The organism is Arenicella sp. 4NH20-0111 (assembly GCF_040366405.1).
GTDB lineage: Bacteria > Pseudomonadota > Gammaproteobacteria > Arenicellales > Arenicellaceae > Arenicella.
Map to the genome: position 1 here is coordinate 414,160 of NZ_BAABWF010000003.1, position 19,509 is coordinate 433,668.

Sequence of the window (19,509 nt, forward strand, 5' to 3'; positions counted from 1 at the left end):
GAAATTTTAAATGATTGTTCCCGATTTTTGGGCCGAAGCACGGCGACAAGAGAAGATTAATGGTTCGCAAGTTACGTTAAAGCGATTTGGTTGGTCTAATGAGAGCTATGAGCATGCGCTCGAAAATGCTAAACAGCGCGTCAATGAAGCTATGACGAGGGCACTAAGCGGTGAGAAGGTGCGTAAAGTCGACCACAAAATTTCTTATAATGGCGGTGAAGGTTTGCCAATACGGGAAGAGGTTGTTGCCCGTCATGAGGACGTTGTAATTACTCGAAATACCTATGGGGCCTTATGCTTAAACACGCCAGATGTTCTTTTCGCTGATGTTGATTTGAATATTGAGCCTAGTGGAAAATTGCTGTTTGGTGCTGGGTTCATGCTTACTGTTTTTGCAGTTGCGGCCGGCATGTCGACTTCGTCGTGGTGGCTATTTTTTATTTCCCTATTTGTCGCGATGATTTTTTCAAGTGCCTTAGCCGGATTGTTTTTGAAGCTTTCTTATTTGGTTAAAGGCGCTCCTGAGACACAGTTTCGACTTGCTCTTGAGGAGTTTGTGTCAACCTCTAAAGATGCCAATTTGCGCTTGTATAAAACGCCTAATGGTTTTCGCGTTCTAGCCATGCATGACTTGTTTGATCCACAAGGGGAAGATGCAAAAAGACTATTTTCAAATTTGATGGCCGACAAGCTTTACGTGCAAATGTGCCTAAATCAAAATTGCTTTCGAGCAAGGGTGAGTCCAAAACCTTGGCGTATCAACATCAAGCGAATGGGGCCTAGGCCCGGAACGTGGCCAATAAAAGAAGATAGAATGTTCGCCCGACAGCTATGGGTTAACGCATACCAGAATGCATCTAAAGGCTACGCGTCCTGCGTTTTCGATTCTAGTCATGGAAGCGATATTGTTCATCCAAAGGCAAAGTTGGTAATGGAATTGCATGACGAGTACAGCCGGTCAGACACTGAACTTGCTATCGCCTAGAGAAGAACCGTGTATCTAATTATCGTTCCGCTGATATCTCTTATTCTGCTGATACCAATCTCGATATTAATTGGCAAGTTGGATTTAAATGAGGGCCTTAGTTTGGCTCTGTTTTTCTTAGTTGGCTATCTACTTGTTCCAGTTACGTTGCTAAAATTGCTTTCACCACGAGTTGAGAGTTCTCAATATCATGAGGTTGATGACCTAGAGGCTAGGTTGCTTTGTCGCGAGTATCAATTGATGCAGTGTGTGCAGATTCTGGGATTGGGCTCGCCGATTCAGCTGATTATGGAGACTTCTGATGGCTCGGCGTTAAGGCTAAGCGGTGATTTTCTAAGTAGTTTTTTATTTAGTGATAAGCAAGCGCCTAGTGAGCGACTTAAAATTTACTTTGATGAAGAGTTTGATGCGGTTCATCGAATTGAGTTTTCAGGGGAAGAAATCCCTTTTTCCGCTCTAGCTATTGATCTAGCTGTAGACCATGAAGAGCCACCAGAATTTGAACTGCTCGATAGAAGCTTCGATGAATTGCTTGCATCAAGTGGGGCTCGTTAGCTCGATGTAGAACCGAGCCCGTGCATAGGCATCGTTTTACACTTTAACGGACAGTTCAAAAAGATCATCCCCTAGGGATTTGGTGACTATTTCGCAATCCAAGAACATCTTAATGACATCTATATTGGTTCTAGTGTGCAGGCTCGGCTCAATAGTTGTAAAACGCCCGCCGTTACCTAGGGCCAAAGGTAGCAAAAGCTGGTCACATAAATACTCCCCTACCGCTGCACCGGAAGCTAAATAACGTTTCATGGCAGCGATAGCTCGCCCAGCAACTCTCTCGGCGGATAACTGTTTGGCTCCAACAACATCAATAACTTCGCTGATATTTCCGTCGGATACTCGCAATGAAATAATATTTCCCGGTCCAATGGATTCTACTTGGTTGATATGCAGTTCATGATCCGCCCACTGGAGCTTCTTCTTAACGCGTGCGAGTTCTCGCTCCGCAACACTTTTGCTTAGGCCAGACTGAGTAACGACGGCTTGCTTTGTCTCAAACTTTCCGACGCTCGTCATATCGAATACGCCCATGCCATTAATTGGTTGAATGGTGGCGGTCCATTTTCCGCCGCCGTTGGGCATAAAGCCATAAGCTTCTAATTCAGCTTTAACACCTAGATTGATTGTCTTCAGTGCTGGAATAAAGCAGTGCTTAATAAAGTCAAAGCTAGGCGCCAAATCGTTATGAGTTCCGCCAGAGAAACTCACAGTGGATTCGTTGTCAGCCATTAGTAACGCAGGCAATACTGTTTGGAAAAGCAAGCTAGTGCTGCCCGCTGAGCCGATAGCAAAATCATAAGTGCCGGCTTGTATATCGCCTGGTCGGAACTCGACGGTTGATGAGCCGAGTTCGTCGCCAGTTACTTTGGCATTGCTAATTTCCTTGCTCGCGCGCACGCAAGCAAGGTGTTGCCTTAACAAGCCACTCTTTCGGCGACCAGCTCTTATGTTGTCTATGCGCACAGGCGTGCCTGTGCACATAGACAAAGCTAAGGTGCTTCTTAATATTTGCCCACCGCCTTCGCCTTGTGAGCCATCTATGATTTTCATTTCCTTGTTCATTTTTCTTTTTATCTATTAATAGCGTTTCCTGAAAAAAGCCTCATTACGATGTGGGGCTCGCTGAGCCATTATTTCCATATGTAATTTTTGTTGTTCTTTTTCGAGTTTTCTTAATCTTCGACAGTCTCGACAATGAATCGCGGTTGATTCTATGTTGCCTTTGGCAACTTCATACCACCATTTTTGACTGGTAGCTTTCCAAATTTCAATAGCTTCGCAATCTCTACATTTAAATGGTTTATCCATATAAAAAGAGGGTAATGGATTCCAATAGCTGTTGTGTAGTAGTTCTAGCTGATTAGCGTCAACGCTATTCAAGGGCCGATAGGTATATGTCATTAAAGGTTTCGCTTTTAACGCTTCTGTGCGTTTTCGCCGTTTAGCTTTAATTTCTAACTTGCGTTGTTTATTGCTCTTCATTTTGTCGCCTTCTAAGTATAACTATTGGTGGACACGGCGGGACTCGAACCCGCAATAATTGTTACCTTGGTCATTACTCCAAAGCGATGTTGGTTTTAAAATGGTGACCCTACTGATATTCAGTAGGTACCTCATCTTTCAAATTTAGCAACATCTTGCACAATCTTGGTTTTATCCTTCATCGGCCAGTTCAACGTTTGCCGACGGCTCGCCTTTTCGCCTTCGCGCCCATATTCAATAAATAGATTTACTGGCGAGCGACCATCCGTGGTCTTGCCGATGCCAATCCTGGCATATAGGTAAATCACTTTTTCTAAAATCTAGCCTTTTACACAAACGATCTGCTTCAAGGTATACACAATCTCAACCAAATCGTTTTGTGCGGCCATCACTTTGTCGATGTCTTTGTAGGCGCTCGGTGTTTCATCAATTACACCTTCGTCTACTCGACATTCAACACCTTTAACCGCTTCTTTGTGCTCGTCTAGCGAAACCGCTTTCTTGGCTGCGGTACGTGACATAACTCGTCCCGCACCATGACTGCAACTGCAAAAGCTTTCTTCGTTACCCAAACCGCGAACGATGAATGATCTAGCGCCCATGCTGCCTGGGATAATTCCCATTTCGCCTTCCCTGGCGCGCACGGCTCCTTTTCTGGTCACTAATACATTCTTATCGTAGTGGTTCTCACGAGACACATAGTTATGGTGGCAGTTTACTGCTTCGGCTTTGGCTTCAAAATCAAACCCTAAGCTGGCTTTAACGGCGGCGATTACTCGTTCCATCATCACCTCACGGTTAATGCGTGCATAGGTTTGCGCCCATTCAACGGCTTCAACATAATCCACAAAGTTATCCGAACCTTCTGGTAAATAAGCCAAGTCTTTATGTGGCAATTGAATCATCCAGCGCTCCATGTCTTTCTTAGCTTGCTCGATGAAGTGAGTGCCAATTCGGTTACCCACTCCACGTGAACCGCTGTGCAACATGAACCACACGCTATCGTTCTCGTCTAAACAAATTTCGATAAAGTGGTTACCAGTACCTAAGGTTCCCAAGTGGCCAATGTTGTTGGTGTTCTTCAAAACTTTATGTTTATCTTTCAACACATCAAACTTGGCCGCTAATGGTGTCCAGGCTTGAGCGACATCATCTGGGATGTTGGACCATGCGCCTTTATCGCGGCCACCTCTTCGTTGTGGTGATCGGCCATGTGGCACAGCTCGCTCAATCGCGTTTCTGATTGCACTTAAGTCTTCAGGAAGGTGATGCGACGTCATGTTGGTTTTCACCGCCATCATTCCGCAACCAATATCCACACCCACAGCGGCTGGAATGACCGCGCCGATGGTTGGCACTACGCTACCAATGGTGGCGCCGATACCCAAATGCACGTCTGGCATTACGGCTACCCATTTGTGAATGAATGGCATTTTTGAAATATTGATCAACTGCTCTCTCGCTTGATCTTCAAACGCAACGCCTTTAGTCCATGACTTGATCGGTACGCCGCCGTCTTGAGTTACTTCATATGTTTGTGTTGTCATGATTATTCTCTTCTATTTATTCTTCAATGCTTTAGCTTTTGCTTTTGCTTTTGCTTTTGCTTTTGCTTTTGCTTTTGCTTTTGCTTTTGCTCTTGCTCTTGCTCTTGCCTAGTACTCAGCGAATAGCGTGCCAACTTTTTAAATCCTGATGAAAAATATCTTAAGTGTTTGTTTTAAATAGAATAATTTAGTTTTTGAGATCTTCGGGTTAATCTTCGGCTGTTATTGATTGGATATCTATCTATCAATAAAGATAAAAGTGGTATTTAATTCGATATATGAAAACAGTTGCTATTAGTTTATTAGGGACATCTTTGGATGATCGTGGGTATGGGGCAAAGCGTTGGGATGCGTGGCGGCCAACGCTGTCTATGTGTCAACAAGACGATTTGATTGTTGACCGGTTGGAGTTACTTTTTCAGCCCCATTTTCAGAAGTTGGCTGACCGTGTTACCAAAGACGTCGAAGCCGTTTCTCCTGAAACAAACGTTGTGCATCATCATGTAACCATGGACGACCCCTGGGACTTCGAGACGGTTTACAGTGAATTGTTTGATTTCTCTCGGCGCTATGAATTCAAACCTGAGAAAGAGCGATACCTAACACACATCACCACGGGTACGCACGTAGCTCAGATATGTCTCTACTTGCTTACCGAAACTAATTATTTGCCTGGCGCGTTAATTCAAACATCACCGCCAAATCGCAAAGATGGCGGGCCAGGCAGTTACCAGCTCATTGATCTAGATTTATCAAAGTACGATCAAATTGCCTCACGCTTTAGTCAAGAACAGGCCTTAAGTATTGATCGTCTAAAGGGCGGTATTGCGACTAAGAACAAAAACTTTAATGCGATGATCAAGCAAATTGAAAAGATATCAATTCGATCTGCGGAGCCCATTTTATTAACTGGCCCGACTGGTGCAGGTAAGACTCAACTCGCGAAGCGAATATTCGCGCTCAAAAAGGATCTTGGAAAGGTTAGTGGTAAGTTGGTGGCTGTGAACTGTGCAACACTCAGGGGAGATAACGCGATGTCAGCCTTGTTTGGTCATACTAAAGGAGCCTTTACTGGAGCGAGTGGTCATCGGTCAGGATTATTAAAGGAGGCTGATCAGGGTTTGTTGTTTTTAGATGAAATTGGTGAGTTGGGCTTAGATGAGCAAGCGATGTTGTTGCGAGCCATCGAAGAAAAGCGTTTTTTACCAGTCGGCGCGGATACCGAAACCAGTAGCGACTTTCAGTTAATCGTTGGTACTAATAGAGATCTCAAGTCCATGTCTCGCGAAGGTTTGTTTCGCAAAGATTTGATCACCAGAGTGAATCTCTGGAGTTATGAGTTGCCATCTCTGTCAAAACGCATAGAGGATTTTGAGCCGAATCTGGACTATGAGCTAGCGAGGTACAGTCAAAGTTACGGAGAGCAGCTTGCATTTAATAGACAAGCGCGAGCGCGGTATATGGAATTTGCACTATCGTCTGACGCGATCTGGGCGGGAAATTTCAGAGACCTTAATGCCAGCGTTACTCGAATGGGGGTGTTATCAGAAGGTGGGCGAATCGATGAAGATAACGTGATAGAGGAAATAGAGCGTTTAAAGAATGATTGGAATGGAAGTACAATAGTCGGCGATGCTCCAAGTTCTGCGGTAAGTATGGTTGAGCAACTGATCGGTACTGAGGCAATGCAGAAGTTAGATCTCTATGATCATATTTTGATCGGCGGTGTTGCAAAGGTCTGTGCTGGCAGTCGTTCTATGGCGGAGGCCGGGAGGTCGCTGTTTAATCATTCCAGAACCCAAAAATCGTCTGTTAATGACTCCCATCGAATTAAGCAAATCCTGGATAAATATGGCATCCGATTTAAAGACATTCAGTCTTTTAGATAGTGACACCCAGACACAAACTACGGCGTTTTAATGACATCTCTGCATCAATACATATCCGTTATCGGCTGCTTTCAAGGTTGTGTGTTATTTGGTCTATTAATAACCGATTCACGTGTAACCACGGCCAGTAAGTTGTTAGGGGTCCACTGTTTGGTGATCGGTTTGTATCTGTTGTTGCCGTTTGTGACGACGTTAGAAGGTTCGTCACTATCATGGCTTGCTTCCCTCGGTTTTTTTATTCCTCTATGCTTCGGGCCATTGCTTTTTCTGTACTGCCGTTGTGCAGTTTCTAGCGATCGACTTAGAGTTTTAGACTTGATTCATCTTGCTCCATTGTTGTTTGGTTACGCGTTTAATGCAGATACGCTTTGGTTTGATAGTGATGGTTTTCGCGCTTGGATTGTTGGTGCTCGTCCGCCTAATCTTAGGGTTTGGTTGAGTGAATACCTACTGTTTGCGGTTGCACTTTTTTATTTTGCGAAAACAATAAAATTGATTAACGACTTTCAAGAGCAAGCTCGTAAAACGGTATCTAGCTTTAACCCAAATGTCTTTAAATGGTTATGGACTTTAGTATTAGGTCTTTCTTTCGTCTGGTTGGCTAAGGCGATCATGGCGTTCGGTTCTTTTGCGTCCCCCTTTATGTTTACTTTTTCAGATGCTGTGATCGTGTTGTTTATCTATTTGATCGCGTTGGCTCATTGGCGAAATCCAACGCTTTTTGCGGTTAAGGAATTGGGGGGCTCTGAAAGCGTTTTGCACAAAGCCGAGCTTAAGGAAGCGCCAGAGGAAAGAGGTTTGCTGGATGACGAGACTCGTGCGAATTTGTATGAGCTGGTGACGCAGTGCGTCGAAGAGCAGGCACTTTATCGAAACAGTAAATTAACATTGGCAAGTCTGGCTGATACTTGTGGTCTTGCTACGCACCATTTATCTGAAATATTGAATCAGCACAGTGGAAGAAACTTCAATCAGTTTATAAATACGTATCGAGTAGAGTTTGTGTGCGAACGTCTGAGAGAGAGCGCATCGGAAAATTTTCTCGATCTCGCCGTTGAGGCGGGTTTTTCCTCTAAAAGCACCTTTAATACCATGTTTAAGAAACTCAAAGGTCTAACGCCAACTCAGTATCGAAAGCAGTTAGATCGGGTGTGAGTTTATAAAATTGAACGTTCAGGATTATAAAATGCGGCGCGATTAAATAGCTCCGTTGATCTAATCGTGTCTTTCCATAACAGGCACATATTATGATTCTAAAAAACGCATTAGCCATTCTCTTTTCAGTGGCATTGGCTTCAAACTCATTAGCGAGTGAACTCATTTCACAAGCGTTTATTGAAAAGCACTCGTCCGAGATATTTTACGAGCTGGTTGAATTTAGACGAGATCTTTTCAGTTACCCAGAAGCGTCGGGTCAGGAAGAGAGAACATCCTCTCAAGTAGCCCAGTATTTGACCAATTTAGGTTTAGAAGTAAAAACTAACGTGGGTGGTTATGGCGTGGTGGGTATCCTGAGGGGGGGCAAGAAGGGGCGGCACATAGCGTGGCGAGCGGACATGGATGCGGCCAAGTTTCAATATGGAGCTGAGCTTAATGGGCACTCTCATGATAATAGCGTTGGACACGTTTGTGGGCATGATGTTCACACCACGATTGGCTTGGGCATTGCGAACGTACTATCGCAAAGAAGACAGAGTGTACCCGGTGTTATCTATTTTCTTTTTCAGCCTGCCGAGGAAAGCCAGGAAGGAGCGAAAGCGATGATTGAAGATGGATTATTTGACCAGGTTGAACTCGATGAGATATACGCGGCACACGTCGCTCCGATGGAAGTTGGGACTGTCACAACGATGCCCGGAAATTTGTTTGCTCATGCGCGGCGGATGGTTTTGAGTTTCGACGGCACCGACGACCATGATGCCCTTTCAGAGTTCGTTGCATCGTCCGTGAATTCCTTGGTCCGCATCAAGTCGCCTGATAAGTTTGGAGATCTTCAGAATATCATCGACCCTTCTTTGGGGCTCGAGAACCCTAAGACGATCTACGCTGATTACGTTATAGTTTCCGGTAAGCCCAGCTCGAACCAAAGAGATGAGAGGCTGGAATTTCACGTTGAGGTTTACGTTACAGAGATAGATGAGCTGGATAGGCTGACACAAAAGATCAAAGCAAAACTTCAACGCTCTGCGTATGCCTCTCGTTTGCGCTCGGTGCAGTACTTCCATGAACGAGAGGGAGTCAACAATGACGCGAGTTTGGTCGCAAGCGCGATGACAGCATTACGGGATCAATTTGGGGAGGAGACCGTGCAAATAAATCATGGCAAGATGCCATACGCGAGCGAAGATTTTGGCCATTTTCAAAAAACGGTGCCAGGAGTGTACTTCTTCTTGGGCGCTTCAAATTCCAAGCTAGGAATGAACGCCTTTCCCCATATGCCAGAGTTTGAAGTTGATGAAGCCAGTATTAAGGTCGGTGTGAGCTACTTTTCGTCGCTTCTTCTAAGCAGGGCTGGTGGACAAACCTACAAATAAGCTTATAAACAAATGACACTCACTTTGTTTGCCCCAGCCTTAATAGGGAAACACAAACTGCTGTCTTCGCAGGCATCGCCAATTCCGTTGTTGTCGCTGTCAATTTGGTCTGGGTTATTGTCTAGTGGGCAATTGTCGATGGCGTCGTTGATGGTGTCATTGTCGTCATCGCTGTCGCAGGCATTACCAATGTTGTCTGAATCCGTGTCCGTTTGACTTGGATTCACCACATCGGGGCAATTATCAACGTGATTCTCAACGCCGTCTTTATCATCGTCGTTGGTGGTGTCTACTCGAAAGCGTTCAATTAACGGGCCTGTGATATTAAAACTGCGCATATTGTCCGCCGAATTGGCGTTGCCTTCTGCGATTCCACAAGGCTCGCCATCACAGTCCAGATTGGGGTTTGAAAATACGTAATCCCACGCACGGTCATTTAGGTAAGACATGATGGTGCCATCGCTGCCATTACCATGGCCGCAGGCGTAACCCGTGTAGCCACCGGTACATGGATCAGGTTGACCAGAATTTGCTGAGGTTCTTTCGTGTCCTGACCCTAAATTGTGACCGATTTCATGCGCAAAGAGGGAGTCGGAGCCAAAGCGTGCGAATTGGGAAACGGAGTACGCCAATGACTGCCGATTACCGTTGACCCAGGCGATACCGCTAATGCCGCCGCTGTTTTTAAAAGGCAGCACGGCGACCAGGTCGGCGTAGTATTGGTCGCGTAGTGCAGGTACTGAACTAAACGCTCCAGTGCCATTGGTAACTTCAGTGAGCAAAGAGCCCACGTTGGCACTATTGTTAAAGTTAATTTGCTGTGCATGCGCCAACTTCAGTTCGATATCAATATTGCTGCGTTCGTAGGCGGCGTTAGAAAAGGCTATCATTTGATTAATTCGAGTGAGCGGGTCAGCAAAGCCAGTGGCAAACTCTTGTGAATAGATAAGCAAAATGGTTATTTCGCTCTTGCTGCTCTTTCTCTGAACTTGACCTAAATCCGCAGAGCCCTCAAGGCCTTCGGTTAGGTGCTCCATCGGTTTAAAGTCGGGTGCAAAAACCATGTCACCATCCAGATTAATTTCTAAACCTGACAGTGTGTTGTCGATCAGTAGCGCTTCGTTATTTTCATCAATACTGATGGCGAAGTTGTGCCCGAGACCATTGATGTTCGCGTAGACTGTATCGACGCCGAAGGTGATTAGGACGGCTCCTTTTGAATCTCTGCCAAACGTGCCCTGGAGTAGCGTATCTCCATTTGTCATAAAGCGTTTGCCGCTTATTGATACGTCAAGTACTTCGCCGCTCGGTAGGGGGAACTCAAATGAATCTCCGATACTCAGGCCTGAGATGCCTAGGTTAATCGAGATTGCATGTGTGGCACTAACTCGTTTCGCATTTGGATTTTTAGCTAGCTTTGCAGACGACGTAGAGTACGCAAATAATTGATTCGGGCCTTGTTCTTGAGCGAACAAGGTACTGCTAGCTAATAGGAAAGTCAGTAGCAAGGACAGGATTTGGATTTTATGCATCATATTTTTTGTATTGTTACGCTGCCTACCACACCAGCAATCTCGACTTTAGCTGACTGCTTAAGAGAAAGTAAGTACTTTCGTTTCACATTACTAGGGTTTAAGCCTGCCTTGCGACCAACGGTAAAAATTAAATGAATCCAAATGCGAAGTAACGTAATCTAAGTTATTAGTACTGAGCGTAAGTGAGCTGAGTGGCAAGAATGACCGAAATGACTTGCATTGGTTGGCCTATGGCGACCAAGTTAAGCTTGGAGCAGCCAGATATTCTCAATATAGATAGAGAACGCCATGACCACCGAGCAACGTTTATTGCTGAACCACTTAGTTAAAATACATACACTTTATTTGAATATTAAAGAGATTCGATGATGCACAATGATAGAAATTTGTTTATGAGAGTATTGATTGGCGCCTGGGGTATCGTCAACTCCGTGCGTAAAGTTATGGTTAATCTACTATTTCTAGTGATCGCGATAGCGTTGGTGTCCATGATTTTCCGCAGCGATGCCCCAGACATTGCTGAGACGACAGCGTTAGTCATTAAGCCGAAAGGACAGCTTGTTGAGCAGCTTACGGCTAAATCCATGGACGAAGCTTTAAAAGAAGCAAGAGGGGCCAATACGTCCGAAACGCTGCTAAAAGACGTGATTGATGCGATTGACGCCGCAAAGGAAGATGATCGTGTTCAAGTGTTAGTGTTCGATCTATCGACCTTCGGTGGAGCCAGATTGACCAAACTGCAGGACGTTGCTGCGGCCATCACCAAGTTTAAGGCCAGTGGTAAGAAGGTAATTGCCACCGCTGATTTTTATGCGCAAGACGCATACTATATTGCCGCTCACGCCGATGAGGTTATTCTAAATAAGATCGGAGGTATCGCACTTGAGGGGTTTGGACGATATCGAATGTATTACAAAGAGGGCTTGGATAAGCTTGGACTCGATGTCCACATATTCAAGGTGGGTACGTTCAAGTCTGCAATTGAACCTTACCTGCTTGATGGGATGTCGGAATACGCAAAAGAAGCCAATGAGGAGTGGCTAGGAGATTTGTGGCAGATCTATTTGAACGATGTGGCTGCCGCGAGAGGAATGGACGCGGCATCATTAAACGTTTACGCGCAAGAGTTGCCTCGACTAGTCTCGGAAACTAGCGGTGATATTACGCAAGCCGCCGTTGATTTTGGATTAGTGGATAAAACATTCAGTCGAGTTGAAAAGCGAGAGTATCTTACCGGCCTAGTTGGAGAGGATGAGAAAACGCATTCCTATAATGCGGTAGGGCTAGTTGACTATTTAAAAACGATAAAGAGCGACCGATTTGGACATAATGCCAAGGGCGATAAAATCGGTGTTGTGGTTGCTCGCGGAACAATACTTGACGGTTCGCAACCTGCCGGAAAAATCGGTGGAGACTCAACCGCGGCTCTTATCCGCCAAGCGCGTAATGATGACTCGGTTAAGGCCATTGTTCTTCGGGTTGACTCCGGCGGAGGCAGCGCATTTGCGTCGGAAGTAATACGACGAGAAGCTGAAAAAGCTCGCATGGATGGTAAGCCATTTGTCGTATCAATGGGCAGCGTTGCTGCTTCAGGTGGTGTCTGGATCAGTTCGTCATCTGACCAAATTTGGGCCCACCCTTCTACCATTACGGGCTCGATCGGGATATTCGGTATGTTTCCAACGTATCAAAAGCCACTCGCAGAACATTTAGGTGTTCGGGTTGATGGCGTGAGTACTGCGCCGCTGTCTGGTATTCGTCCAGATCGTGAATTGCCTACCGAGGTTGGAGCCGTTATTCAACAGTCGGTTGAACATGGATATCGTGAATTTTTACAGCGTGTAGCCGATTCCCGAGGCATGACGACAGAAGAAGTGAATAAAGTCGCTCAGGGGCGAGTCTGGAGTGGTGTTGATGCCTACGAACGTGGTCTGGTAGACAACCTTGGGGGTCTTAATGATGCCATTGAGGCGGCTGCCAAACTTGCGAAACTTGATGGTGCTGATTATTCAATTAGCTATATTGAAAAAGAGGCGAGTTTTCAAGACAGGGTAATGACCGCGCTGTTGGCCGAAGCCCAGGCTGTAATCGGTCAAAGCGTCGAAGGCACGTCACCCTTAGCAAAATTGTTGACTACGATAGAACGGGCCGCGATCGATTTCGGTGCGATGAATGACCCCAACCATGTCTATGTTTTATCGAACATCGAAACTGATTGAGATGCAACGATTACGTAGATAACGAACGTTAACCCGACTTGGGCCGAACTCGAAATAGAGTTCGGCCAATTGCTCAGATCGGTATCCAACAGGCTTAGAAGTAGACTGGAGGCGATCAGGTTTTTATTCTTTAAAAGCGAAATTGAACTCCAGCCGTCAGAGTGTCGATGTCGTCGAAGCTGTCGTAGCGAGCCTGAATGGTCACTTTATCGGTTGCACGGAAATCGAGCGAAGCGCCCGCGTAAAACTCAATATCACTGTCAACCTCAGAGTCAATAGAGTTAATTTCTGACCCTATATTTCCGCGAGCTTCATAGGCCCCAGCTCGAGCGGAGAAAGAGAATCGATTGCTGATTGGTAATGAGCTCACTACCGATAGATAAATGGATTCAGCTTCGAGAACGATATCAGTACTGATTCTCGAAACAGAGATTGTGGTGGTGTATTCACCCAGATCAACGTAGCCAGCTTCTATCGCCCAAGTATTGTTGATATGGTATGAAATATTTAATCCGGCGGCCGTATCGCTGTCATCAGGTGCACTACAGCCCACTGGAAAGAAAGGAGCGGATCCTTGGTTTCTTATGTCGTCACAGATGTCGCCAATACTGTCAAAATTCGTTTTACCGGCCATCAAACCGACACTAACGTCGCCAGCAAAAGCCGAGTCGATGGTGATTAAACTGATGCCAGATAGGGTTATTGCTTTGAGTAGGGTGTTATTCATAATATTCCGTTTTTTAGTTTGCGCGCAAAATGAAGCTTGCCACTGTAAGCGTAAAATCCATTTTGTTCGGCGGTGAGTCAATCGTGGTTACCGTGTGTATTATGCCCTTTTTCTCGAACTAAGAAATTGATATTTTAGATCACTAAGCCTCACGCCAAGCCTGACGCCATGCCTCACACTTATTCGCTGGAGGAGCATGGATGCCTAAGACATTTGAGTTATGGTTGTTGACCGATCGCTATGGTTTGATTGAATGTCTGTTGATTGAGCAGCGTCGATGTTCAATTGTGTAACTACCACCTTTCCGCGAAATGCGGCAAAGTGGTATAGTCTTCAAAGTTGTAATGGTTTGGGTAGCATTATGATTCAAGGTAATGCGCTAGATCCGTTGGTGATCATATTCGTTAAGTGCGTGGGAGCGTGGCATGGATTCAAGCAAGATTAGGATCGGTTGGGTAGGTAAATGCATAGCAAAATCAGGCTTGGTTTTTTTATGCGTATTGGGTGTTTCGAGTGCAGCATGGGCGAATACCATCGGTGAGGTCGTGGCGGCCAAAGGTAAAGCCACCTCTGCTTCTGATCAGCGTGCAACAATAGATCTAACTAAGGGCTCTCCGATCTACAAGGGAGACGTTCTAGAGACGGTGGGGCGAAGCTTTTTGGTGGTTAAGTTCAATGATGGAGGGAAGGTCGTTCTCAGACCAAATTCGCGTTTTGAAATCAATGAATACAATGATACGCCAGGCCAAGAGAAGGAAGAGTTTAAGTTGGTGAAGGGGGCCTTGAGAGCGGTAACCGGAGCGATAGGCAAGAACCGCCCAGAAAACGTAGCCTTCACGGCGAGTAATACAACGATGGGAATTCGAGGAACCACGTTTGTCATAAAGATCTGTGATCGGACCACAGACGCTTGTGCAAAGTCTACGGACGATACCCAGTTAAGCGAGGATGAGAAAGGAAAATTGCAAGATCTTTTTCTGACCGACAAATCCACTGGAAATCCGGAAAAAGTAGAGCGGACCGATTTATCCGAAGTGCTTGAAGGCCTTTTCGTGCAAGTTGAAGAAGGTGGGGTTCGTGTTAATGTTGATGGAAAATATTTAGATCTGGAGCCCGGTGGAGCCTGCGCTGTCGGTAAGTCTGGAACGATTGAGTGTTTTTTTAAAGGATTAGATTTATCTGGCTTTGATGTTTTTGTATCGAACGATTCAGCAGAAAATGGAGCTGCTTCAAACGACGATGAGGATGAAGGTGAAGGCGGTAAGTCCGATGGCCAGTCCGATGGCAGTGGCGCAAACGCTTCAAGTAACAGACAAAGAAATCCGTTGAGTACAAACCTAGGTGTTAATACGACGCCTGGAGCGGGAGCTTCACCGACAAATTAAGAACAATCGGTCAGCGCCCAGACTCGTCAGAGTCTGGGCTTATATTGGCGGCTAATGAGGCGTAAAGTCTATTAGCCGTTATTCCTCATGAGAGCATAGCCGATACCACGTACAGTACGAATAACGTAGGGATGCGGTGGATTGAGGTTGAGCATTTTTCGGATGTTCGAAATAAAGTTGTCAACCGTGCGCTCCTCTACATAAACCTCGGTCCCCCATACGCTGCTGAGTATCTGGTCTCGGCTAAGTGGTTGGTCGATGTTGTCGTAGAGTAACTTCAATAGATCAAATTCTTTCTTTGTAAAGTGTATGACTTGGTGTTGATTTATGACTTGGCGTTGTTGCCAGTTGATTTCAAAATCATTAATCAAACTCTTTAGATTCATTGGTTCCTTGTTAACTTGCCGACGTAGCAGTGCGTTAACCCTGAGTAGCAGTTCAGCAACTTTATAGGGCTTGGTTAGGTAATCATCGGCACCAGCGTTAAAGCCCTCTTGCAGATCAGAATCCAGCGTTCTGGCCGTGAGCATTAGAATCATCATGTGTTGGTCGTTCAGTCTGATGCTTTCACAGAGTGCGTAACCGCTGCCGTCGGGCAGCATGATATCTAAGATCATCAAGTCGATGATTTCATTGGCGTTGCTTTGAGTTGAAATAATACCGGTGGCCTCTGCTACTGTACTTGCACCGAATACCTCAAAACCTTCCATTTCCAAATTATCGATCAGTGTTAATCGCAAACTTTCGTCGTCTTCGACGACGAGTAGGCGGCTTTTAATTTTGTCTCTCACGGTCAATACGTTTTAGTTGGAGATAGTGATTTTCCAAACGCTACCACGGCTGCTTGAATGGGCCAGCGATAGGTCGCCGTCATGGAGCTGCATTATTCGTTTGCATATGGCTAAACCCAATCCAGTTCCAGATCGACGGGAAGATTTTTGATCAGACTGAGTCAGTCGCACAAAGGGTTTGAATACTTCAAATTGAAACTTGCTGTCGATACCGATCCCATTATCTGACAATAGTAAGCTTCGATCTTGTTGATTGTAGTTCAGAGTCAGTTCAACGGTGTCATTATTGTTGTACAAGCCAGCATTAACCGCAATGTTTTTTACCACCAAGGAAAAGAGTTCGGGGTCTACTTTTACCTCGGTACGTTCACTCACATTATTGTTTACCGAGTAGGGCTTACTAGCAAATGAACGCGACTCGTCAATAACGTTTTCACATAAGAGCCTTAAATTTGTTGGGCGCAAGTTAATAATGACGCCTGTCGATTGGACGCGATTGAATCCCAAAATATTATCCACCATGTACCATAGCTTATCGGCTTCGTTAATGATTCTTTCTGGGTATGTTTGAACACTCAGACCTCGTTCGATGCGTTTTCTGAGAGTTTCGGCCATTGCTCTGATTCCCGTGAGAGGTGTTTTGAGTTCATGACTCACAAGTTTTACGAAATCCTCACGAAGGGCTAAGTATTCAAGCCGGCGTAATTGGTTTTTTTCGAGCAACCTTATCGATAATAATATTAACGCGACCAAGACGAGGAGCATGGCAATCTTAAGTACTAAATAGATTGCTTGATATCGTTTATCTCGGTTAAGTTGCGCTTTATCTACCGCAATATTCAGCGTATGCACAGTAACACCATCATCAGTATTGGATAGCGCCAATGAGTCGTTGTTGTCTAGCACGCCCAATACGATCAATTCATTTTCAATTAGTTTGAGTTCTTCGGTTAATGCAACGTACTCCGCTTTGATAACGGTACTATCGCTCTGCCGTAATAGCCAATCATCGATAAATACTAAGTCTGATGCGTTGCTCAGACTTTCAGCAGTAGGTGTTAGCAAAAACTGGGGATGGTTTAGATGCTGAACGTAGTCATCTAAAAAGTAGCCCGATAGGTTGTAAGTCTCAAGGTATCGTTTGACGGTAGTTAGGATTGCGTCAAATTCGTTTGTTGAAAAAAGGTTTGCATGCCTAAAGAGGATGTCGACGATAGGTCGGAACAAGGGTGCTTCGGAGTTGCCGCCGGTTATCAAAATGGCGTGCATTAGCTCTGAACTCCAGTGGTCTGTGGCACCAAGTTCTAATAGTTTCAGAGAAAATGCCACCTCTTGATATGGTGATAATTGAAGCGCATTTTTATGGGCAAGGTATTCTTCAAAAGATCGCGTGATAGAGGACTCATTGTTGCTCTCCAAAGCGCTTTTGACTGCGATCAATAGCTTCAGACGCGGTTCATTGACTGTGCCTGCGGACGCGAGCGAGTTAATTTCAGACCACACGGCGGCCCAAGTGGGGGGTAGAGTTATCGAGCTTTGGCCAGAGGTTCTTCGCCAAGGAAATTCTTGGACTCCGTCTCGAAACCAATAGGCGCTAGGAGTGCTCTTTATCCATGTGTAATCTCCCTTTAGGGCTCCCCAATTAACCCCTGGGGCACGATTTAAAATATTGTTCTTTAGTGTGGCCTGGGCAGAGTTAGAAATGAGGACTTCATTTTGTTCGACCAATGCGATGTTTCGTTGGTACTCAACGATCACGAAAGTTAGAAACATCATACCAAGACACAGTATCGCTACGGTAACCCATAGCGATACTGTCGACTTTTTGGTGCGTAACTCTGCGGTCATCAGGGTAGCTTAGCGAAGTAGCGGTACGCGATCATAGTCGATGCGACTGATCGGCAACTCTTTGTTATAAGGGTCTCTACGAGAGTCGATTATAGATGCTTGGGATACTAAATCCTGTAGCTCTTTTAATTGTAGGCTGTCTCTAAGTTGACTGGGAAGTCGTGACAATTGGGATTGAATGTGTAGGTAGTCGTAGCTGCGAGACCAATAAGACTGACGCAGTTTTTCCGCGAAAGCGGCTACAGACATGGACAGTAAGGTGTCGGGTGATGCGTGGTCGGTTGTTGTACGTAGCACCGAGGAGGGTATCGATTTGGTAAACGAAAATACCTTTGACCCCTGAGGCTTTTTGTAACTCAATGCTACGTTTGCGAGTTCGGCGTCTGTTGACTGACCTGTTAATTTTATTTCATACAAAGCGGTCACTTGTTGATTGGCTCCGACTTCTCCGCCGTCTTTACTTGCATCTAGAAAGTCTTCGGTTTGCAAACTGCGATTTTCATATCCAATTTGACGAAATAGGCTTACCCGTTTGGGATTAAATTGAAGTTGTATCTTGGCGTCTTTCGCGACGGCTTGTAATTGACTCGTAAGCCCATCTACAAACACTCGCTCTATGTCGGACTGATTCGCCAAATAGAGGTAGTTCCCATTGCCCTTATTCGCTAATTGCTCGAGCAAGTAGTCATTGTACATAGACTGTCCAACGCCCACTGTTGTTAGGAATATATTACGTCGCTTATAGTCTTCGACTTGCTTGAGTATTGCGCTTGGATCGACGTTGCCAATATTGGCCAACCCATCAGATGTCAGTACAACTCGGTTGACGTGGCCCGGGTAGGCCATCTTTGCCGCGACTTTGTAACCGCGCATTAACCCTTGTTCAACATTTGTGCCTCCCCCTGCGCTCATCTTTTGAATGGCAGCGTAAACTGTTTTCTTTTTGTTTGCCCTAGTGGGAGGGAGCAACACGGTTGTACTTTGACTGTAAGTTACGATCGCAACTGAATCTTTTGGACTGAGTTGAGAGACTAATGCGGTGAGAGCTTGTTTCTGTAAGCCCATTTTGTCATCACCGTTCATTGACCCTGACACATCGGCGAGCAGCACTATGTTTGCAGGTAGGCGTTGTGCATCAGGAATGTGTTTTGCTTTAACGCCAATGTGTAGCAAGTGGAAGCCAGGTCGATAGGGTGAAGGAACAACCTCAGCGCTTACCGAAAAAACATCGTCGGTAGTTCCATAATCATAAGCAAAATTATTGACGAACTCTTCGACTCGGATTGATGCTTTGCTCGGTAGTTGGTTCGCTTTTAGATTGGCCTTTGCCAATTGATAAGACACGGTATCGACGTCCATCGCGAAGGTTGAGTATTGCTCAGTCGCAGTGCTGATGGTTGGGTTTACGCCGTAGTTTTTATAGATTTGGTATGAGCTGTCTTTTCTTAAAACAGGGAGGTTGGAGTCTGATCGGTTTGTCGTGATTATTTCTGCATCTTGTGGGTGGGGCAGAGCCGACTCTACAGCGACACTTCTGGGAGCTTCGTTTCGGCTTGATGTGGATTGTCTTGTGCCGGTGACGACCACTTCCTCGAGTTGTCCATAAGACGGTTCTGGTTGAGGGGCGGCGCTTGGTTCTACAGTATCACTGAGTTTGCTCGCACACCCAATCAGGCTTGTTAAAAGTGCGACTGCTAATGAGATTTTAATGCCCCTTAATGGGCTTTTAGGCAATGCGGATTTTGAGCATGTCATAGTATGTAACTCCTATAATTTCGGTTTATAGAGTCTATTTGGGTTCTCAATCGAGAGTGCCATGGAAATGTCATGGTTGTGTCATTGTATGAGGTATCCGTTCTAAGTCTCAACGAAGCTCGATAAATATTTAGGTTGTATTTGGATCAGGCTTCACGCGTGACATCGTAGCGAGCGCAGTTTTTAATAAGGCGAGGCCGTTTGGCTGAAAGACTGATGGTGAGAGGGTAGAATGTCACTAGGCGTGCTAGCCG

At 45.5% G+C, this 19,509-nt stretch carries 16 protein-coding genes; 8 read left to right on the top strand and 8 right to left on the bottom strand.

Annotated features, from left to right (window positions below):
* The first annotated feature begins 10 nt into the window (after nt 1-10).
* Both ABWW54_RS09215 and ABWW54_RS09220 read left to right on the top strand, forming a co-directional pair.
* A complete protein-coding gene (locus ABWW54_RS09215; protein WP_353411944.1) occupies nt 11-985 on the top strand; it encodes a hypothetical protein in 975 nt (324 codons plus the stop codon).
* Between the two features lie 9 nt (nt 986-994).
* Entirely contained in the window at nt 995-1,540 is a 546-nt protein-coding gene (locus ABWW54_RS09220) for a hypothetical protein (protein WP_353411945.1), read from the top strand.
* A 36-nt stretch (nt 1,541-1,576) separates the two neighbouring features.
* Here the strand turns inward: ABWW54_RS09220 and rtcA are convergent, their stop codons facing one another.
* From rtcA to ABWW54_RS09235, 3 genes are all read right to left on the bottom strand, one after another.
* Nucleotides 1,577-2,593, bottom strand: a complete 1,017-nt coding sequence (gene rtcA, locus ABWW54_RS09225; protein ID WP_353411946.1) for an RNA 3'-terminal phosphate cyclase — start codon at nt 2,591-2,593, stop codon at nt 1,577-1,579.
* A 27-nt stretch (nt 2,594-2,620) separates the two neighbouring features.
* Nucleotides 2,621-3,025, bottom strand: coding sequence for a zinc-ribbon domain containing protein (locus ABWW54_RS09230; RefSeq protein WP_353411947.1), 405 nt, complete (start codon nt 3,023-3,025; stop codon nt 2,621-2,623).
* 320 nt (nt 3,026-3,345) lie between these two features.
* Entirely contained in the window at nt 3,346-4,572 is a 1,227-nt protein-coding gene (locus ABWW54_RS09235; protein WP_353411948.1) for an RtcB family protein, read from the bottom strand.
* 278 nt (nt 4,573-4,850) lie between these two features.
* Here ABWW54_RS09235 and rtcR point away from each other — a divergent pair, with 278 nt between their 5' ends.
* From rtcR to ABWW54_RS09250, 3 genes are all read left to right on the top strand, one after another.
* Nucleotides 4,851-6,461, top strand: a complete 1,611-nt coding sequence (gene rtcR / locus ABWW54_RS09240; protein WP_353411949.1) for an RNA repair transcriptional activator RtcR — start codon at nt 4,851-4,853, stop codon at nt 6,459-6,461.
* A gap of 30 nt (nt 6,462-6,491) precedes the next feature.
* Nucleotides 6,492-7,616, top strand: coding sequence for a helix-turn-helix domain-containing protein (locus ABWW54_RS09245; protein WP_353411950.1), 1,125 nt, complete (start codon nt 6,492-6,494; stop codon nt 7,614-7,616).
* A gap of 92 nt (nt 7,617-7,708) precedes the next feature.
* Nucleotides 7,709-8,995, top strand: a complete 1,287-nt coding sequence (locus tag ABWW54_RS09250) for a M20 metallopeptidase family protein (RefSeq protein WP_353411951.1) — start codon at nt 7,709-7,711, stop codon at nt 8,993-8,995.
* Between the two features lie 2 nt (nt 8,996-8,997).
* On the opposite strand, the gene ABWW54_RS09255 is transcribed toward ABWW54_RS09250, so the two are convergent.
* Nucleotides 8,998-10,530, bottom strand: a complete 1,533-nt coding sequence (locus ABWW54_RS09255) for a reprolysin-like metallopeptidase (RefSeq protein WP_353411952.1) — start codon at nt 10,528-10,530, stop codon at nt 8,998-9,000.
* 200 nt (nt 10,531-10,730) lie between these two features.
* Between ABWW54_RS09255 and ABWW54_RS09260 the strand changes: the two genes are divergently transcribed.
* Together ABWW54_RS09260 and sppA are read left to right on the top strand one after the other, a co-directional pair.
* A complete protein-coding gene (locus tag ABWW54_RS09260; protein WP_353411953.1) occupies nt 10,731-10,859 on the top strand; it encodes a hypothetical protein in 129 nt (42 codons plus the stop codon).
* Between the two features lie 63 nt (nt 10,860-10,922).
* On the top strand, nt 10,923-12,749 hold the full coding sequence (gene sppA, locus ABWW54_RS09265; protein WP_353411954.1) for a signal peptide peptidase SppA: 1,827 nt from the start codon (nt 10,923-10,925) through the stop codon (nt 12,747-12,749).
* Between the two features lie 130 nt (nt 12,750-12,879).
* Here the strand turns inward: sppA and ABWW54_RS09270 are convergent, their stop codons facing one another.
* Nucleotides 12,880-13,476: an outer membrane beta-barrel protein gene (locus tag ABWW54_RS09270; RefSeq protein ID WP_353411955.1), complete on the bottom strand. Its 597-nt coding sequence runs from the start codon at nt 13,474-13,476 to the stop codon at nt 12,880-12,882.
* A gap of 425 nt (nt 13,477-13,901) precedes the next feature.
* On the opposite strand from ABWW54_RS09270, the gene ABWW54_RS09275 reads away from it, so the two are divergent.
* Complete coding sequence (locus tag ABWW54_RS09275) at nt 13,902-14,861, top strand: FecR family protein (protein ID WP_353411956.1); 960 nt, start codon at nt 13,902-13,904, stop codon at nt 14,859-14,861.
* Between the two features lie 71 nt (nt 14,862-14,932).
* On the opposite strand, the gene ABWW54_RS09280 is transcribed toward ABWW54_RS09275, so the two are convergent.
* Genes ABWW54_RS09280 through ABWW54_RS09290 form a run of 3 tightly spaced genes read right to left on the bottom strand, consistent with a single transcriptional unit; the run spans nt 14,933 to nt 19,255 of the window.
* Nucleotides 14,933-15,652 (bottom strand): response regulator transcription factor, encoded by a 720-nt coding sequence (locus ABWW54_RS09280; protein ID WP_353411957.1) that lies wholly within the window; start codon nt 15,650-15,652, stop codon nt 14,933-14,935.
* Nucleotides 15,653-15,664: 12 nt separating this feature from the next.
* The gene (locus ABWW54_RS09285; protein WP_353411958.1) at nt 15,665-17,500 is read right to left on the bottom strand and encodes a sensor histidine kinase; all 1,836 of its coding nucleotides are present in this window, start codon (nt 17,498-17,500) and stop codon (nt 15,665-15,667) included.
* Between the two features lie 9 nt (nt 17,501-17,509).
* Nucleotides 17,510-19,255 (bottom strand): vWA domain-containing protein, encoded by a 1,746-nt coding sequence (locus ABWW54_RS09290; RefSeq protein WP_353411959.1) that lies wholly within the window; start codon nt 19,253-19,255, stop codon nt 17,510-17,512.
* Nucleotides 19,256-19,509 lie beyond the last annotated feature (254 nt).

What these genes read in the sequence shown, in the direction of transcription:
- ABWW54_RS09215 (WP_353411944.1), top strand. Translation starts at nt 11, where the DNA reads ATGATTGTTCCCGATTTTTGGGCCGAAGCACGGCGACAAGAGAAGATT.
- rtcA (WP_353411946.1), bottom strand. Translation starts at nt 2,593, where the DNA reads ATGAAAATCATAGATGGCTCACAAGGCGAAGGCGGTGGGCAAATATTA.
- ABWW54_RS09230 (WP_353411947.1), bottom strand. Translation starts at nt 3,025, where the DNA reads ATGAAGAGCAATAAACAACGCAAGTTAGAAATTAAAGCTAAACGGCGA.
- ABWW54_RS09235 (WP_353411948.1), bottom strand. Translation starts at nt 4,572, where the DNA reads ATGACAACACAAACATATGAAGTAACTCAAGACGGCGGCGTACCGATC.
- rtcR (WP_353411949.1), top strand. Translation starts at nt 4,851, where the DNA reads ATGAAAACAGTTGCTATTAGTTTATTAGGGACATCTTTGGATGATCGT.
- ABWW54_RS09245 (WP_353411950.1), top strand. Translation starts at nt 6,492, where the DNA reads ATGACATCTCTGCATCAATACATATCCGTTATCGGCTGCTTTCAAGGT.
- ABWW54_RS09250 (WP_353411951.1), top strand. Translation starts at nt 7,709, where the DNA reads ATGATTCTAAAAAACGCATTAGCCATTCTCTTTTCAGTGGCATTGGCT.
- ABWW54_RS09255 (WP_353411952.1), bottom strand. Translation starts at nt 10,530, where the DNA reads ATGATGCATAAAATCCAAATCCTGTCCTTGCTACTGACTTTCCTATTA.
- ABWW54_RS09260 (WP_353411953.1), top strand. Translation starts at nt 10,731, where the DNA reads ATGACCGAAATGACTTGCATTGGTTGGCCTATGGCGACCAAGTTAAGC.
- sppA (WP_353411954.1), top strand. Translation starts at nt 10,923, where the DNA reads ATGAGAGTATTGATTGGCGCCTGGGGTATCGTCAACTCCGTGCGTAAA.
- ABWW54_RS09270 (WP_353411955.1), bottom strand. Translation starts at nt 13,476, where the DNA reads ATGAATAACACCCTACTCAAAGCAATAACCCTATCTGGCATCAGTTTA.
- ABWW54_RS09275 (WP_353411956.1), top strand. Translation starts at nt 13,902, where the DNA reads ATGGATTCAAGCAAGATTAGGATCGGTTGGGTAGGTAAATGCATAGCA.
- ABWW54_RS09285 (WP_353411958.1), bottom strand. Translation starts at nt 17,500, where the DNA reads ATGACCGCAGAGTTACGCACCAAAAAGTCGACAGTATCGCTATGGGTT.
- ABWW54_RS09290 (WP_353411959.1), bottom strand. Translation starts at nt 19,255, where the DNA reads ATGACATGCTCAAAATCCGCATTGCCTAAAAGCCCATTAAGGGGCATT.